The 15,365-nt window shown below is 68.3% G+C and carries 14 protein-coding genes; 5 read left to right on the forward strand and 9 right to left on the reverse strand.

All coding sequences use genetic code 11. From position 1 onward, the window contains the following. Positions 1-5: 5 nt before the first annotated feature. Complete coding sequence (locus ACT54L_RS04285; protein WP_476084288.1) at positions 6-956, reverse strand: alpha/beta hydrolase; 951 nt, start codon at positions 954-956, stop codon at positions 6-8. Positions 957-1,050: 94 nt separating this feature from the next. Between ACT54L_RS04285 and ACT54L_RS04290 the strand changes: the two genes are divergently transcribed. The 3 genes from ACT54L_RS04290 to ACT54L_RS04300 all read left to right on the forward strand — a co-directional run bounded on the left by ACT54L_RS04290 (position 1,051) and on the right by ACT54L_RS04300 (position 3,781). Further along, complete coding sequence (locus ACT54L_RS04290; protein WP_476084289.1) at positions 1,051-1,521, forward strand: secondary thiamine-phosphate synthase enzyme YjbQ; 471 nt, start codon at positions 1,051-1,053, stop codon at positions 1,519-1,521. Between the two features lie 87 nt (positions 1,522-1,608). After that, the gene (locus ACT54L_RS04295) at positions 1,609-2,283 is read left to right on the forward strand and encodes a response regulator transcription factor (protein ID WP_476084290.1); all 675 of its coding nucleotides are present in this window, start codon (positions 1,609-1,611) and stop codon (positions 2,281-2,283) included. 142 nt (positions 2,284-2,425) lie between these two features. Next, positions 2,426-3,781: an AmpG family muropeptide MFS transporter gene (locus ACT54L_RS04300; RefSeq protein ID WP_476084291.1), complete on the forward strand. Its 1,356-nt coding sequence runs from the start codon at positions 2,426-2,428 to the stop codon at positions 3,779-3,781. Between the two features lie 21 nt (positions 3,782-3,802). Here ACT54L_RS04300 and ACT54L_RS04305 read toward each other — a convergent pair whose 3' ends face one another. The 4 genes from ACT54L_RS04305 to leuS form a co-directional block, all read right to left on the reverse strand. After that, a complete protein-coding gene (locus ACT54L_RS04305) occupies positions 3,803-4,255 on the reverse strand; it encodes a hypothetical protein (RefSeq protein WP_476084292.1) in 453 nt (150 codons plus the stop codon). A gap of 145 nt (positions 4,256-4,400) precedes the next feature. Continuing rightward, positions 4,401-5,426 carry a DNA polymerase III subunit delta gene (gene holA / locus ACT54L_RS04310; RefSeq protein ID WP_476084293.1) on the reverse strand — a complete coding sequence of 342 codons (1,026 nt, stop codon included), beginning with the start codon at positions 5,424-5,426 and terminating at the stop codon, positions 4,401-4,403. Between the two features lie 5 nt (positions 5,427-5,431). Next, positions 5,432-5,977 (reverse strand): hypothetical protein, encoded by a 546-nt coding sequence (locus ACT54L_RS04315; RefSeq protein ID WP_476084294.1) that lies wholly within the window; start codon positions 5,975-5,977, stop codon positions 5,432-5,434. Beyond that, positions 5,964-8,582 carry a leucine--tRNA ligase gene (leuS, locus tag ACT54L_RS04320; RefSeq protein ID WP_476084295.1) on the reverse strand — a complete coding sequence of 873 codons (2,619 nt, stop codon included), beginning with the start codon at positions 8,580-8,582 and terminating at the stop codon, positions 5,964-5,966. Before leuS ends, ACT54L_RS04315 begins: the two co-directional genes overlap by 14 nt. A gap of 197 nt (positions 8,583-8,779) precedes the next feature. Between leuS and ACT54L_RS04325 the strand changes: the two genes are divergently transcribed. Further along, positions 8,780-10,198 carry a sodium:proton antiporter gene (locus ACT54L_RS04325; RefSeq protein WP_476084296.1) on the forward strand — a complete coding sequence of 473 codons (1,419 nt, stop codon included), beginning with the start codon at positions 8,780-8,782 and terminating at the stop codon, positions 10,196-10,198. 88 nt (positions 10,199-10,286) lie between these two features. On the opposite strand, the gene ACT54L_RS04330 is transcribed toward ACT54L_RS04325, so the two are convergent. The 4 genes from ACT54L_RS04330 to aztA form a co-directional block, all read right to left on the reverse strand. After that, positions 10,287-11,357, reverse strand: a complete 1,071-nt coding sequence (locus tag ACT54L_RS04330) for a CobW family GTP-binding protein (RefSeq protein ID WP_476084297.1) — start codon at positions 11,355-11,357, stop codon at positions 10,287-10,289. 102 nt (positions 11,358-11,459) lie between these two features. Further along, on the reverse strand, positions 11,460-12,422 hold the full coding sequence (locus tag ACT54L_RS04335) for a metal ABC transporter substrate-binding protein (protein WP_476084298.1): 963 nt from the start codon (positions 12,420-12,422) through the stop codon (positions 11,460-11,462). 108 nt (positions 12,423-12,530) lie between these two features. Further along, positions 12,531-13,403 (reverse strand): metal ABC transporter permease, encoded by an 873-nt coding sequence (locus ACT54L_RS04340; RefSeq protein ID WP_476084299.1) that lies wholly within the window; start codon positions 13,401-13,403, stop codon positions 12,531-12,533. A gap of 46 nt (positions 13,404-13,449) precedes the next feature. After that, positions 13,450-14,190, reverse strand: coding sequence for a zinc ABC transporter ATP-binding protein AztA (gene aztA, locus ACT54L_RS04345; protein WP_476084300.1), 741 nt, complete (start codon positions 14,188-14,190; stop codon positions 13,450-13,452). Between the two features lie 524 nt (positions 14,191-14,714). On the opposite strand from aztA, the gene eda reads away from it, so the two are divergent. Then, complete coding sequence (gene eda, locus ACT54L_RS04350; RefSeq protein WP_476084301.1) at positions 14,715-15,362, forward strand: bifunctional 4-hydroxy-2-oxoglutarate aldolase/2-dehydro-3-deoxy-phosphogluconate aldolase; 648 nt, start codon at positions 14,715-14,717, stop codon at positions 15,360-15,362. Positions 15,363-15,365: the final 3 nt, after the last annotated feature.

The raw sequence follows: 15,365 nt of genomic DNA on the forward strand, positions 1-15,365 counted from the left end.
GGGGCCTAAAGCCCGGCCAGGAAGGCGTCGAAGCGCGCCATGGCCTGGTCGGTGAGGCTGCCGGGGAAGTGGGTGAAGACGTGGCATCCGCCCGGCGCCACCATCAGCTCGGCGGCATTGCCCGCCGCCAGCCAGCGGCCGGCCATGAAGAGGGTGTCGTCCAGCAGCGCGTCCCGGGTGCCCACCAGGAACAGCGCCGGCGGCAGGCCCACAAGATCGGCCAGCAGCGGCGAAACATCCGCCTCCTCGGCGCTTCCCCCCGCCGACAGATAATAACGCACGAAGCGATGGATATCGGCCGTGTTGAGCACCAAGGGCGTGTCGCCGAACTGGCGGGCACTGGGGGTGAGGCGCAGGTCGAAGCAGCCGGCGGTGAGGATCGCACCGGCAAACGGCATCAGGCCGTGCCGGTCGCGCAGGCGCACCAGGGTGACGGCGGACAAATGGCCGCCGGCCGATTCGCCCCCGATGGCGAGGCGCGTGGTGCCAAAGCGCGCCTGCGCCTCCCGCGCCAGCCATAAGGCGGCGGCCTCGCAATCATCCGGGGCGGCGGGATAGGGATGCTCGGGCGCCAGGCGATACTGCACCGAGACCACCGCCCAGCCGGTGCGCGTGACGATGCGATCGTTGGAGCCGTCATTCTCGCGCGGGGAGCCCAGCGTCCAGCCGCCGCCGTGAATATGCAGATAGACGCCGGCGGGCGCGGCGGCCGGCATATAGATGCGCAGCCGCACCGGCCCCGTCGGGGCCTCAATGTCCAGCGTGCTGGCGTGGGGGCTTTCCGGCGGCAGCGGGAACGGGCCCTTGCCCTCCAAGCGGGCCTTGCGGATCACGGCCGGGGGCAATTCGCCGCGATTGGGAATGGCGCCGAGCGCCTTGATGATGGCCTCGTTGACCATGCGCGTGCCCACATCCACCGCCCCGCGCGCGAACGCTTCTTCCCTAATCTCGATCATCTTCGCTTACTCTCCCACGCCCCGCACACCCGGTGCGGGCCAGATTGAGACGGGATGCGGCGCCGTCAAGACCATGCCGCCGGAAGGACGTGGAATGGCTGACCTCTCCCGCACGCCCGCGCGACGGATCGCCGCGCCGACCGCCGCACAGGCGGTGCTCACCGTCCAGACCCGCGGCGAGGGATTTACCGACCTCACCCGCGAGTTGCGGGCCTTCCTCACCGAGATCGGCGCTCAGACCGGCCTGGCGCACCTGTTCTGCCGCCACACCTCGGCATCGCTCACCATCCAGGAAAATGCCGACCCGGACGTGCGCACCGACCTCCTGACCGCGCTGCGCACCCTCGCGCCCCGCTCGAACCGCTGGGTTCACGACCTGGAGGGGCCGGACGACATGCCCGCCCATATCCGCACCCTGCTCACCGACAGCGGCGTGAGCGTGCCGGTCGCGCAGGGGGCGCCGCTGCTGGGCACCTGGCAGGCGGTCTATCTCCTGGAGCATCGCGACCGGCCCCATGCCCGCGAGGTGGTGCTGTCCTTCCTGGGCGAGTGCGCGGCGCCTTGATCGGCTTGCGTGCGGCGGACGGGCGAATCAAAATAGAACGGTTCAGAATTGAAGTGGACCGCCGATGCGCGGCCGGGGGAGGTCTCGTTGGGAGAAACGGCCGAAAACGCCATCCGGCTTGTCATTGCCGATGACCATCCCTTGTTTCGCGGCGCATTGCGCGAGGCCGTGACCGCCCTCTACCCCACCGCCGAAATCGTCGAGATGGGCACGTTCGACGACCTGCATGCGGCGCTGGAGAAGGATTCCAACTTTGACCTCGTCCTCCTGGATTTGACCATGCCCGGGGCGCGGGGCTTCTCGGGCCTGATCTATCTGCGCGCCCAATATGCCGGCGTGCCCGTGGTGGTGGTCTCCGGCAATGAGGAGCCAGCGGTGATCCGCCGCTGCCTGGATCTGGGCGCCTCCGGCTTCATCCCCAAGACGCTGGGCACCGCCGGCATGCGGGACGCCATCGCCGCCGTCATGGCGGGCGGCGCCTGGTCACCGCCGGACGTGGACCTGGCCGGCCGCTCCGACGCCGAGACGGATGCCATCATCGCCCGCCTGTCCACCCTCACGCCCCAGCAGGTGCGGGTGCTAATGATGCTGTCGGAAGGCCGCCTCAACAAGCAGATCGCCTATGAGCTGTCGGTGTCCGAGGCGACCGTGAAGGCCCATGTGTCCGCCATCCTCCAGAAGCTCGGGGTGGAAAGCCGCACCCAGGCGGTGATCGCCGTCTCCAAGGTGGAATCGGGGCTGTGGAGCCAGGGCCAGGCGTGACGCCCGGCCGCCGCCCCGCGGCTACGCATTCTGAACCAAATGGCGCCATGCTGACGCGGCCCCTTTCCGTTTCGGCGCGCGCCGACCGCGCGCCGGGGGCGCACCTTCGACCGTCCGCGCCCTCCCGGAGCCGCAACAGCCCATGAGCGAGCCCACCGTCTCTCCCACCGCGCGTCCCCCCTGGCTGGAGGCGGTGGCGGTCTATCTCCGCCCGAGCGTGCTGGTGGTGATTCTGCTGGGCTTTTCCTCCGGCCTGCCGCTGGCGCTCACGGGCACCACGCTGTCGGTCTGGATGACCGAATCGGGGGTCAATCTTTCCACGATCGGGCTGTTCTCCCTGGTGGGGCTTCCCTACACGCTGAAATTCCTCTGGGCGCCGGTGGTGGATGCCCTTGATGTGCCCCTGCTCTCGCGCTGGCTCGGCCGGCGGCGGGGCTGGCTGCTGGCCACCCAATTGCTGCTGGCGGCGGCGATTCTCTTCCTCGGCTTCCAAGACCCGGTGGCGGCGCCGCTCATGGTGGCGGCTGGCGCGGTGGTGGTGGCCTTTGTCTCGGCCACCCAGGACATCGTGGTGGACGCCTTCCGCGTGGAACGGCTCGACACCTCCGAGCAGGCCGCCGGCATGGCCGGCTATGTGGCCGCATATCGAATCGGCATGCTGGTGTCGGGCGCCGGGGTCATCGCCCTGGTGGCCGCGCTGGAATTAAAGGGCGTCCCGCGCGGTGAGGTGTGGATGTGGGGCTATGTGGCGGCGGCCGCCTGCATGGGCCTTGGGCTGTTCGCCACCTTCCTGGCCCGCGAGCCGGAGGGCCCTGTGCGCCATGACGGCGTGGAGAGCGGGCGGAAGGCGGGGGCGCTTCAGCGGGTGGTGGCGACGGCGGTCAGTGCCTTTACGGAATTCCTGAGCCGCCCCCAGGCCATCGCCGTGCTGGCCTTCGTGCTGCTCTACAAATTCTGTGACGCCTTTGCCGGCGTGCTGACGGCCCCCTTCGTCATTTCCATCGGCTTCGACAAGGCCACCTATGCGGGCATCGTGAAGGGGGTGGGGCTGATCGCGGCCCTGGCGGGCGGCTTTGCCGGCGGCGCGTTGGCGCGCACACGGCCGCTGGTGGCCTGCCTGTGGATCGGCGGCATTCTCCAGACGCTCTCCAACCTGGTCTTCACCGTCCAGGCGCTGATCGGTCCCAACGTGCCCTTCCTCACCGCCGCCATCGTGGTGGAGAATTTCACCGGCGCCATCGGCACGGTGATCTTCGTGGCCTATCTGTCGGCGCTGTGCGGCGCGCGGGCGCACACGGCCACCCAATATGCCCTGCTCACCGCCCTGACCGCCGTGGGCCGCACCTTCCTCGCCTCGGGGGGCGGCTTCATCGCGGAAGCCACGGGCTGGCCGCTCTTCTTCGCCATCACGGTGCTCACGGGCATCCCCGGCCTGGCGCTCCTGGCCTATCTCCAGATGCGCGGGCATTTCGGCGAACTGGCCAAGGCGAAGGGCTGACCGCCCTCCGCCAGAGGGGTGTCAGGAGCGGGCGAAAGCCGGGCGGCTGAAATATAGCAGCACCACCGACAACGGGATCATGATGTGGTCCAGGATCTTGCCGGGCGGGGCATGGGTCACGTCCAGCGGGCGCACATGGCCGAGGGTGAAGCGGCCGAAATATTCCAGGAACATCAGCACCAGCAGCAGCGGGATGAGCGCGCGGTAGCGCGCCAGGGCGACCACATAGACAAGGCCCATCATCAGCTGAGACAGGCCCCACAGGGCGAACACGAAGATCACAGCCTGTCCGGCCTGGACGGGCGAGAAGGTATCCAGCGGGATGTGCGCCACCGACTGCGCACCGCCATCGGGCGCCAGGATGTGGAAGAAGCTGCGGCCGAGGGTCACCAGTGTGATGGCCGCAAACACCGCCACCACGGCGCGATGGCCGGGAAAATGGTTGTCGATGCGCTCCGGCAAAATCCAGTTCATGCGGCGCTCCTGGCAATCAGGGGACAAGCCGGCCCGGATCGTCGGTGCAACCACCGTTCCCCCGAGCCGCACGGCCAAGCTATTAGAGGCCACGGGCGCAGCTTCCCCATGGCAAAAAGTGGCCTTGAGCCGAGCCGGCGCAGGATCAGCCCAGGTCCCGCCGGCGCAGGGCGATCTGGAGGACGCAGCGCTCGGCGATCACCTCGCCCATCTGCGCATTGCGCCGGGCAGCGAGGATGGCATCGTCCGCCATCAGCAGCGCCCGGAGGCACTGGTCGGCGGACAGGCCCCGCAGGGCGCGCTCCAGATAGGGCTTGCGCGAGAAATGCACCGCCGGCTTCTGCTGATCCAGCACCCGGTCGATGCTGGTGCCGCCCTGCACCGCCAGGGCCATCTGGTGCAAACTGGTGAGGCCGCGCAGCAGAGCGCCGAGAATGGCGTCCGGGCGATTGGCTGCGCCCCAGGCCTTCGCCAGCGCCGCCGCCGCGGAGGGGGCATCCCCCGCCAGCGCCGCATCCACCACGTCGTCGAGGGCCAGCGCCGAGGCATCGCCCACGGCCTGGCGCACATCCTCGGCCGTCACCCGCCCCTGCCCTTTCGCATAAAGGGCGAGCTTGGCGATCTCCCCGCGGGAGGCGAGACGGTCGCCGCCGATGAGAGAGACGAGCAATTCCTTGGCGTCCCGGTCGATGGTGAGACCGGCCTCGCCCAGCATGGTGTCCACCAGGCGGGCGAGATCCCGCTCGCCGTCCGCGTAGCAGGCGATGGCGAGGGCGGCTTGGGAGTTCTCACACAGGCTGCGCAGGGGCGCGCCGCGCTTCAGGTCCCCCGCCTCCACCACCACCAGGGCATCGCAGGGGGGCGAGAGGGCCGGCTCCAAGGCCGGGACGATGTTGCGGCTGCCGGCCTTCACCCAGATCACGCGCTGGCCGCCGAACAGGCCGATGGTGCGGGTTTCGTCGATGAGGCGGCGGGGGTCAGAGGCCAGTTCGTCGCCGTCCAGGCGGACCACCGCGAAGGGGTCGGCCATGTCCGGCACGGCGCGCCGCACCAGACCCTCGGCGCGCTCGCGCACGAGGCCGGTGTCGGGGCCGAACAGCAGGACGACCGGGCGCTTGGGATCGCGCCGGGAAAGCGCGGTTTCCGCGTCCCCGGCTCGCACCGCCACCATGGGGATCAGGACCCGGGATTCTTGACGAAATAGGCGGCGAGCTGCGCCTTGATCATCTCGGACAGGGTCAAGGCCGCACGGGTCTCGGCATCGCGGGTGGCACTGTAATTGGCGAAGCGCTCCACGCTGACATCGATGGAGGAAGAGGCCGCGGCCGAGCCGCTGGCCACCGGCGGCTTGTCCTCCTCGCCCGACTTCAGCAGCTTCCAGTCGCCCTGCACGCGCACCGTCTTGGCTTCCGGCAGGCCGGACGAGGTGTCGACGATGGCATAGGTCGAGGACGACTTCACCGTAATCAGCATCTTGTACGGCGCGTTGGTGGGGTTGCCGCTGCCGCCGGTGAGATTGAAGATCAGGTCGTTGCGCAGGTCGTTGCCGAGCCGCCCCTCGATCTTCACGATCTCGATGTCCTTCAGCTTGTTCTGAAGGTTCGGCCCCGCCACCGTGGTCCCGGTGGCGTACATGGGCTGGAAGCAGCCGGCCAGCGCCGCGGAAGCGGCACCGACGAAGGCGAGGCGGGCGAGCAGCGCGGCGCGGTCAAGCGACAACATTCACGATCCTCTGTGGCACCACGATGATACGCTTCGGCGGGCGTCCGTCGAGGGCGCGCTGCACAGTTTCCATGGCAAGCACGGCGGCCTCGATCTCGGCCGGGGAGGCGTCGCGTGAGACTTCGATGTCGTCACGCTTGCGGCCATTGATCTGGATCGGCAGCACGATGGTGTTGCGCACCAGCAAGGCCGGATCATGCTCGGGCCAGGGCGCCTCGGCGGCAAGGCCGTCCTTGCCGAGCGAGGCCCAGCATTCCTCGGCCAAGTGCGGCGTCATGGGCGCGACCACCCGCACCACAATCTCGGCTGCCTCGCGCAGGGCATAGGCAAGGCCGCCCTCGGTGCCCGCACGGGCGGCGGACACGCCCTGCCCGAAGGCATTGGCGAATTCGTGCACATGGGCCACGGCCACGTTGAAGCGCAGGCGCTCCACATCGTCAGCGACGGTGGCGGCGAGAGCGTGCGACGCGCGGCGCAGGGCCAGCGCCTCCGGCCCGAAGCTTTCGGGCGCGGGGCCTTCAGAGCCCAGTTCCTTGGCCTCGTGCACCAGGCGCCAGATGCGCTGCACGAAGCGCCAGGCCCCTTCGATGCCGGACTGGGTCCATTCGCTGTCGCGCTCCGGCGGGGTGTCGGAGAGCATGAACCAGCGGGCGCAGTCCACGCCATAGGTGTCCGCCACCACTTCGGGGGGCACCACATTCCTCTTGGACTTGGACATCTTCTCGGGCGGGCCGACCACCACGTCCTCGCCGGTGTCCATCTTCACGGCCTTGCCATTGCCGAGGAGCTTCACCTCCTCGGGGAACAGCCAGCGGCCGGCCTGGTCCTTATAGGTCTCGTGGACGATCATGCCCTGGGTGAACAGGCCCGCGAAGGGCTCGCTCACATCCACCCGGCCGCACGCCTTCAGCGCCCGCGTGAAGAAGCGGGAATAGAGCAGGTGCAAAATGGCATGCTCGATGCCGCCAATATACTGGTCCACCGGCAGCCAATGGGCGACCGCCGCCTTGTCCAGCGGGCGCTCCACAGTGTCCGAGGCGTAGCGCAGATAATACCAGGACGAATCCACGAAGGTGTCCATGGTGTCCGTCTCGCGCCGGGCGGGGGCGCCGCATTTGGGGCACGGCACGTCGCGCCAGGCCTTGGCCCGGTCGAGCGGGTTGCCGGGACGGTCGAAGGTCACGTCATCCGGCAGTTCCACGGGAAGCTGCTCGCGCGGCACGGGGACGACGCCGCAGGCCTCGCAATGGATGACCGGGATGGGGCAGCCCCAATAGCGCTGGCGGGAAATGCCCCAGTCGCGCAGGCGGAAATTCACCCGCCGCGTGCCCTGCGGCTCGCCTTCCACCCGGAAACGCTCCAGCTGGCGGGCCACCGCTTCCTTAGCGGCGGCCACATCCATGCCGTCCAGGAACTGGGAATTGAACAGCGTGCCGTCGCCGTCATAGGGCTCGTCGCCGAGCGCGAAGGTTGCGGCATCCGCGCCCGGCGGGAGAACCACCGGGGTGATGGGCAGGCCATATTTGCGGGCGAAGTCGAAGTCGCGCTGGTCGTGGGCCGGGCAGCCGAAAATGGCGCCGGTGCCGTAGTCCATCAGCACGAAATTGGCCACATAGACCGGCACGGTGCGGCTGGCATCCAGGGGATGCACCACCTTCAGGCCGGTGTCGAAGCCCTTTTTCTCCTGCGTCTCGATGGCCTCGGCGGAGGTGCCGCCGGTCTTGCACTCGGCGATGAAGCCGGCGAGCGCCTTGTCCTTGGCGCCGAGCATCTGGGCCAGCGGATGGTCCGCCGAGAGCGCCAGGAAGGAGGCGCCGAACAAGGTATCGGGACGGGTGGTATAGACCTTCACCGCGCCGACGCCGGGGGCGCGGTCGCGGGCGGAGGCCTTGTCCAGCTCGAACAGGACTTCCAGGCCCTCCGAGCGGCCGATCCAGTTGCGCTGCATGAGGCGCACGCGGTCGGGCCAGCGGTCCAGCGTGTCGAGGGCGTCCAGCAGGTCCTGCGAGAAGTCGGTGATCTTCAGGAACCACTGGGCGAGCTTGCGCCGCTCCACCACGGCGCCCGAGCGCCAGCCGCGCCCGTCAATGACCTGCTCGTTGGCGAGCACGGTATTGTCCACCGGGTCCCAATTGACCTCGCTCTCCTTGCGATAGGCGAGGCCGTGCTCCAGGAAATCCAGGAAGATGCGCTGCTGCTCCACATAATAGGAGGGGTCGCAGGTGGCGACCTCGCGGTTCCAGTCCAGCGACAGGCCGAGCAGCTCCAGCTGCTCCTTCATGGAGGCGATGTTCTCGTAGGTCCAGGACTTGGGATGGATGCCGCGCTCGATGGCGGCATTCTCGGCCGGCAGGCCGAAGGCGTCCCAGCCCATGGGATGGAGGACATTGTAGCCGCGCATGCGCTTGTAGCGCGCCAGCACGTCGCCCATCACATAATTGCGCCCATGGCCGATATGGATGCGCCCCGACGGATAGGGGAACATCTCCATGACGAAGAATTTCGGGCGCGGATCGTCGTTGCGCGTGCGGAAAATGCCGCGCTCCTTCCAGATCTTCTGCCAGCGGGGTTCGGCTTCGCGCGCGTTGTAACGGTCTGTGCTCATGTCTTCTGCGGATCCAAAGGCGCGCGGACTAGGACATGAAAGCGGCGTCGGGGTCAACCTTCAGCGCGACGCGCGCCCTCGCCGGCGCCCGGCGACCGAAACTCCTATGCAGGGGGCGCGGGATGGGGCATCGTCCGGCGCATGAAGGCGGGTTGAGGAACGGGAGGGGTCGGGTGCTGGCATCGCGTTGGACACGCATGGGTTTCGGCTCCGCGGCGATGGCTGCGGCGCTGCTTCTGCCGCTGGCCGCGCAGGCCGCCGCGCCGGGAGCGCCGGGGCTGGACGGGTCCGCGCTCTCGCCGCTCTGGGCCATCCCCTTTGCGGGCATGCTCCTGTCCATCGCCCTGTTTCCGCTGCTCGCCGGGCATTTCTGGCACCATCATTACGGTAAGGTAGCGCTGTTCTGGGGCCTCGCCTTCCTGGTGCCGTTCGCGCTCCTGGAGGGGCCGAGCCTGACCGGGCATGAAGTGGTGCATGCCGCGCTGCTGGAATACATCCCCTTCATCATCCTGCTGTTTGCCCTGTTCACCGTGTCGGGCGGCATATTGGTGGTGGGCAACATCCATGGCAGCCCGGCCACCAACACCGCCATCCTCGCCTTCGGCACGGTGATCGCCTCGCTGATCGGCACCACCGGTGCCTCCATGGTGCTGATCCGGCCGCTGTTGCGCGCCAATGACAACCGCCGCCACAATGTCCACACCGTGGTCTTCTTCATCTTCCTGGTGTCCAACATCGGCGGCTCGCTGACGCCGCTGGGCGACCCGCCTTTGTTCCTGGGCTTCCTGAAGGGGGTCAGCTTCTTCTGGACCACCACCCACCTGTTTCATGACACGGTGGTGGTGGCGGGCATCCTGCTGGCGGTCTTCTATGTCCTCGACCGTTATTTCTACGCGCGCGAGGACGAGACGGTGCGCGATCCCACGCCCGACACGGAGCGCGTGACCGTGCGGGGGCTCCAGAACGTGCCGCTGCTGATCGGCATCATCGGCGCCATCCTGCTCAGCGCGCTGTGGAAGCCCGGCATCAGCTTCGACATCTACGGCACCCATGTGGAGCTGCAATGGATCGCCCGCGACCTGCTGCTGATCGCCATCGCCTTCCTGTCCATCGCCATCACCCCCAAGCTGGTGCGCGAGCGCAACGGCTTTGACTGGGAGCCCATCCGGGAAGTGGCCAAGCTCTTTGCCGCCATCTTCCTCACCATCATCCCGGTGATCGCCATCCTGAAGGCGGGCACGGCCGGCGCGTTTGCGCCGCTGGTGCATCTGGTGACGGGGCCCGGCGGTGAGCCGGTCAATGTCTGGTATTTCTGGCTGACCGGCGCGCTGTCCTCGTTCCTGGACAATGCGCCCACCTATCTCGTCTTCTTCAACCTGGCGGGGGGTGACCCGCACACGCTGATGGGACCGCTGGCGGTGACGCTGGAGGCCATTTCGGCTGGCGCCGTGTTCATGGGCGCCATGACCTATATCGGCAATGCGCCGAACTTCATGGTCCTGTCCATCGCCAAGCACCGGGGCGTGAAGATGCCGAGCTTCTTCGGCTATATGGCTTGGTCCTGCATCTTCCTGCTGCCCTGCTTCGCGCTCCTGACCTTCCTCTATTTCATCTGATCCCCGCCCCGCCGGGGGCCGGGACCGCACAAGAAAAAGGCCGGGCGCCCTGTGGGACGCCCGGCCTTTTCATTTCAGCGTGTCGCGGTCAGGCGACGCAGGACAGGAAGCCCTCTTCCAGCGCCTTCGCATCCAGCTTGCGGCCGATGAAGACGATGCGCGAGGTCAGCGCCTCGCCGGGCTTCCAGGGGCGCTGGTGGTCGCCGTCCAGGATCATGTGCACGCCCTGGAACACGAAGCGGTCCGGGTCGTCCTTGAAGGCCAGGATGCCCTTGGAGCGCAGGATGTTCGGCCCCTCGGTGGCGACCAGATTCTGCACCCAGGGGAAGAACTTCTCCGGGTCCAGCGGCTTCTCGCTGGCGAACGACACGGACTGCATGTCCTCGTCGTGGAAATGCTTCAGGCCGCCATGGGAATGGCCGTGATCGTGGTGGTGCCCGTGGTCATGATGGTCATGGCCGCAGGCGCAGTCCGGGCCATGCTCGTGGTCATGGTGGTGATGATCGTCCTCTTCCAGGAAGGCCGGCTCGATGCTCAGGATGCGGTCGAGGTCGAAGGCGCCGCGATTGAGCACCTCGCCCACGTCGATCTGCGACTTCTGCGTCCGGTGCAGCTTGGCATAGGGATTGATGGCCCGGATGCGGCCTTCCACCTCGGCCAGTTCCGAAGGGCTCACGAGATCGGTCTTGTTGAGCAGGATCACGTCGGCGAAGGCGATCTGGTTCTTGGCCTCGGGTGCGTCCTTCAGACGGTCGGTGAGCCATTTGGCGTCTGCCACCGTCACCACCGCGTCGAGCTTGGTGCGCGCGCCCATCTCCTCGTCCACGAAGAAGGTCTGGGCGACGGGGGCCGGGTCGGCCAGGCCGGTGGTCTCGACGATGATGCCGTCGAAGCCGCCCTTGCGGCGCAGCAGGCCGTCGATGATGCGGATGAGGTCGCCGCGCACGGTGCAGCAGATGCAGCCGTTGTTCATCTCGAACACTTCCTCGTCGGCGCCGACCACCAGGTCATTGTCGATGCCGATCTCGCCGAACTCGTTCACGATCACGGCGAACTTCTTGCCGTGCGGCTCGGACAGGATGCGGTTGAGGAGCGTGGTCTTGCCGGCGCCCAGGTAGCCGGTGAGCACGGTGACGGGAATCTTCTCGGAAGCGGCCATGGGGGTACTCCAGGGCGGGCGTTCCACCCGCGAGACGGTCGATGGCCGGCGCGGGGGGACCGCACCGGCCGGAAATCTGAGATGGCGCCCCCCGGCTCACTCTCAGGAGGACAGGGCCCCCGAAAGTTCGCGCAGGTTATAGCGCACCATGTCGATGTAGGTGGGCGCAGGGCCTTTGTCATCGGACAGGGCGTCGGAATAAAGCTCGCCGCCGACCTTTGCGCCGCTTTCCTTGGCGATGCGGTCCACCAGCTTGGGATTGGTGACATTCTCCAGGAACACCGCCGGCACCTTCTGCGCCTTGATCTGGCGGATGATGCGGCCGACATCCTTGGCGGAGGCTTCGGTCTCGGTGGACACACCTTCGGGGGCCAGCAGCTTCAGGCCATAGGCATCGCCGAAATAGCCGAAGGCATCATGGCTGGTGATGATGACCCGGTGGTCGGCGGGAATGGCGGAGATGGCGGCCTTGGCGTCGGCCTCCAGGGCGTCGAGCTTCTGGGTATAGGCGGCGGCATTGGCCTCATAGGTGGCCTTGCCGGCGGGATCGGCGGCGATCAGCGCGTCGCGGATGTTGGCCACATAGATCTTGGCATTGGCGATGGACTGCCAGGCATGGGGATCGATGGGGCCGTGGTCATGGGCGCCTTTCTTCCCCTTGCCCTTCTCGTCATCATCCTGCGGCTCGGTGGCGGTGCGCACGCGCGGGGTGATGCCCTTGGTGGCGACGATGACGCTCGCCTTGGAGCCGGACGCCTTGATGAGGCGGTCCATCCAGCCCTCGAACCCGAGGCCGTTGACGAAGATCAGCTTGGCGCCCGCCACTTTCTTCGCGTCGGCGGGGGTGGGCTGATAGACGTGGGTGTCGCTGTTGGGGCCGACGATGGTGGTCACCGCCACCCGGTCGCCGCCCACATTCTTCACGAAATCCCCGAGGATGGAGAAGGAGGCCACCACCGGCAGCTTGGCATCGGCGGCGGCCGGGGCGGGGCTGGTCTGGGCAAGGGCCGGAGCGCTGGCGAGCGCCAGCGCGGCGGCCAAAACGGCACGACGGGTCAAGGTCATCGGACGATCTCCGTGATCGGTCAGGACAGGAAGGGGCGTTCGGGCGCCCCGAGGGGCGTCCGGCGGGTGGTCACAGACGCGAGCGTGTGAGGCTCAGGCCTCCATGGTTCAGGCTTCGAGGTGACGCCGCGGCCAGCGCCGGGGCAGCAGGCCGCCGGCGGGGCCGAGCACGACCGAGACCGCATAGGCGAACCCGGCAACGAGAATGATGGAGGGGCCGGACGGGGTGCCCAGATGGTAGGACACCAGCAGCCCCAGCACGCCGCTGACAAAGGCGACGAGGGTCGCCACCACCACCAGCGGGGTGAGATCGCGCACCCAGAAGCGCGCCGTGGCGGCGGGCAGCATCATCAGCCCCACCGAGAGCAGCGTGCCCAGCGCATGGAAGCCGCCCACCAGGTTCATGACCACCAGCGCCAGGAAGATGATGTGGCTTGGCCCGCCCGCCCGGCTCACGGAGGAGAGAAAGGCGGGGTCCACGCATTCCAGCACCAGCGGCCGCCAGATGAAGGCCAGCGCCACCAAGGTGAGCGTCGCAATGCCCGCCACCAGGATCAGAGTGGGGTCGTCGAGCCCTAGCACCGTGCCGAACAGCACGTGCAGGAGATCCACGTTCGAGCCCTTCAGCGAGACGATCATGACGCCCAGCGCCAGGGAGATCAGGTAGAAGGCCGCCAGCGAAGCGTCCTCCTTGATTTCGGTCGCCCGCGCGATCACCCCCGCCCCCACCGCCACCACCACGCCGGCGGTCAGCCCGCCCAGCGTCATGGCGAAAAGGTCGAGGCCCGAGAACAGGAAGCCCACCGCCGCGCCGGGCAGGATGGCATGGGCCATGGCATCGCCGGTCAGGCTCATGCGGCGCAGCATCAGGAACGCGCCCACGGGTCCCGCGCCGAGCGCCAGCGCGAACACGCCCACCAAAGCGCGGCGCATGAACTCGAATTCCGCAAACGGAGCGATGAGCGTGTCGTAAGGGTTCATCACAGATCCAGGCGGCCGGGTCGAGGTCCGGCGGGGAGGCGGCCGGTCAGGCCGCCACGCAGGGGGTGGCGTCCTCGTCCCAGGCTTCGCCCATGCGGCGGGCCTTCAGGAGGTTTTCAGGCGCCAGGACATCACGGGTCTCGCCCCAGGCCACCGGGCCGCGGGCGAGCAGGAGCGTCTGCGGGAAATGCGCCCGCACCAGCTCGAAATCATGCAGCACGGCCAAGACCGTGCGCTTCTCCCCATGCCAGCGCCGCACCAGGTCCACGAGGTCGGAGACGGTCTTGGCATCGAGCGCGGTGAAGGGCTCGTCCAGGAGGATCAGGCGGGCGTCCTGCAGCAGCAGGCGCGCGAACAAGGTGCGCTGCATCTGCCCGCCGGACAGCGTGCCGATGGGGCGGGCCTCGAAGCCTTCCAGGCCCACGGCGGCCAGCGCCTCGCGGATGCGCGCCCGATCGGCCCGGCCGATGCCGCCGAACAGGCCGCGCTTGCGCCACAGGCCCATGGAGACGAGGTCGTAGACATTGATGGGGAAGGAGCGATCTACCTCCGCCCCCTGGGGCAGATAGGCGATTTCGCGCGGGCCGATGCCCGCCCGCTCGATGGAGCCGCTGAGCGGCCGCAAAACGCCGGCAATGGCCTTCATGAGGGTGGACTTGCCGGCCCCATTGGGGCCGCACACGGCCAGCAGCGCCCCCTCTTCCACCGCGCCATCCAGATGATGGACGGCGGGATGGCGCTCATAGCCGAGCGTGAGGTCACGGAAATGCAGCACCGGAGCGCTCATGACACCACCCACACAATGGCCGTCCACATGATCCCGCACAGCACGGCCACCACGGCCAGCCGCGCGCCGAGCGAGGCCCGCAGCGCCGAGACCGCCGGCACCTGAGGTCCGCGCCGGGGCCCGGCTCCATGGGGGTGCCCATGGGAGCCTGAATGGGCGCCCTTATGCGCGCCCCGCCCGGCCTTGGGGGCGGGGTGGGATGGCTCGGCGGGACGGTGGGCGACAGACGACATGCAGGCATTGATACAGAGTATCATTTTCACTGTCCAGCGCTGTTCCTGCATGACCAAGGGACAGGCGTGCAACCGGTTCGGCCGCCCGGGACTTTTTGAACGAAAGCCTCGACACGGGCGCACGGGTGCGCTTCAACACCCCCGCCGCGCCGCGCCGCGCGCGGGAGTCGGGTCGGGTGCGATTCAATCGATTTAGCCCGGACGCCCGCCTCTGTTATTGTGACGTGAGACGTCTTCAGGCCGTATGGGACGGGTCCTTTCGGCCGGGACGTGCTGCAAGGGAGAAGCCCCATGAGCCTGCCCGATCCATTCCCGCTGGTGGCCCGCGCGCCGGTCATTCCGGTGGTCGTCATCGAGCGTGTGGAGGATGCGGTGCCGCTCGCCAAGGCCCTGGTGGAGGGCGGCCTGCCCCTCATCGAGGTGACCTTGCGCACCCCGGTGGCGCTGGAAGCCATCCGCCACATCGCCGCCGAGGTGGACGGCGCCATTCTCGGCGCCGGCACCGTGACCGAGAACGCCCATGTGGAAGCCGCGCTGGAAGCGGGCGCCGCCTATCTGGTGAGCCCCGGCACCACGCCGGACTTCGCCCGGCATCTCGCCCAGGCCCCGGTCCCGGTCCTGCCCGGCTGCGCCAGCGTCAGCGAGGCCATGGCGCTCTCGGCGCTGGGCTTCCAGGTGCTGAAATTCTTCCCCGCCGAGGCGGCCGGCGGCGTGCCGTTCCTGAAATCCATCGCCGGCCCGCTGCCGGGCCTGCGCTTCTGCCCCACGGGCGGGATCGGCCCGGCCAATGTGGAAAGCTATCTGGCCCTGCCCAATGTGGTGGCGGTGGGCGGCTCCTGGGTGGTGCCGGCCGATGCCATCCGCGCCGGCGACTTCGCTCGGGTCCGCGACCTCGCGAAGGCGGCCTCGGCGCTGAAGCGCACGGCCAAGTTCGCCTGAAGG

This window comes from Aquabacter sp. DMC10 (assembly GCF_056314145.1).

Coding starts and splice junctions, on each gene's coding strand:
- ACT54L_RS04300 (WP_476084291.1), top strand. CDS start 2,426: ATGAGCGAGCCCACCGTCTCTCCCACCGCGCGTCCCCCCTGGCTGGAG.
- ACT54L_RS04325 (WP_476084296.1), top strand. CDS start 8,780: ATGGGTTTCGGCTCCGCGGCGATGGCTGCGGCGCTGCTTCTGCCGCTG.
- ACT54L_RS04290 (WP_476084289.1), top strand. CDS start 1,051: ATGGCTGACCTCTCCCGCACGCCCGCGCGACGGATCGCCGCGCCGACC.
- ACT54L_RS04315 (WP_476084294.1), bottom strand. CDS start 5,977: ATGTTGTCGCTTGACCGCGCCGCGCTGCTCGCCCGCCTCGCCTTCGTC.
- ACT54L_RS04340 (WP_476084299.1), bottom strand. CDS start 13,403: ATGAACCCTTACGACACGCTCATCGCTCCGTTTGCGGAATTCGAGTTC.
- ACT54L_RS04330 (WP_476084297.1), bottom strand. CDS start 11,357: ATGGCCGCTTCCGAGAAGATTCCCGTCACCGTGCTCACCGGCTACCTG.
- aztA (WP_476084300.1), bottom strand. CDS start 14,190: ATGAGCGCTCCGGTGCTGCATTTCCGTGACCTCACGCTCGGCTATGAG.
- eda (WP_476084301.1), top strand. CDS start 14,715: ATGAGCCTGCCCGATCCATTCCCGCTGGTGGCCCGCGCGCCGGTCATT.
- ACT54L_RS04305 (WP_476084292.1), bottom strand. CDS start 4,255: ATGAACTGGATTTTGCCGGAGCGCATCGACAACCATTTTCCCGGCCAT.
- ACT54L_RS04285 (WP_476084288.1), bottom strand. CDS start 956: ATGATCGAGATTAGGGAAGAAGCGTTCGCGCGCGGGGCGGTGGATGTG.
- ACT54L_RS04335 (WP_476084298.1), bottom strand. CDS start 12,422: ATGACCTTGACCCGTCGTGCCGTTTTGGCCGCCGCGCTGGCGCTCGCC.
- leuS (WP_476084295.1), bottom strand. CDS start 8,582: ATGAGCACAGACCGTTACAACGCGCGCGAAGCCGAACCCCGCTGGCAG.
- holA (WP_476084293.1), bottom strand. CDS start 5,426: ATGGTGGCGGTGCGAGCCGGGGACGCGGAAACCGCGCTTTCCCGGCGC.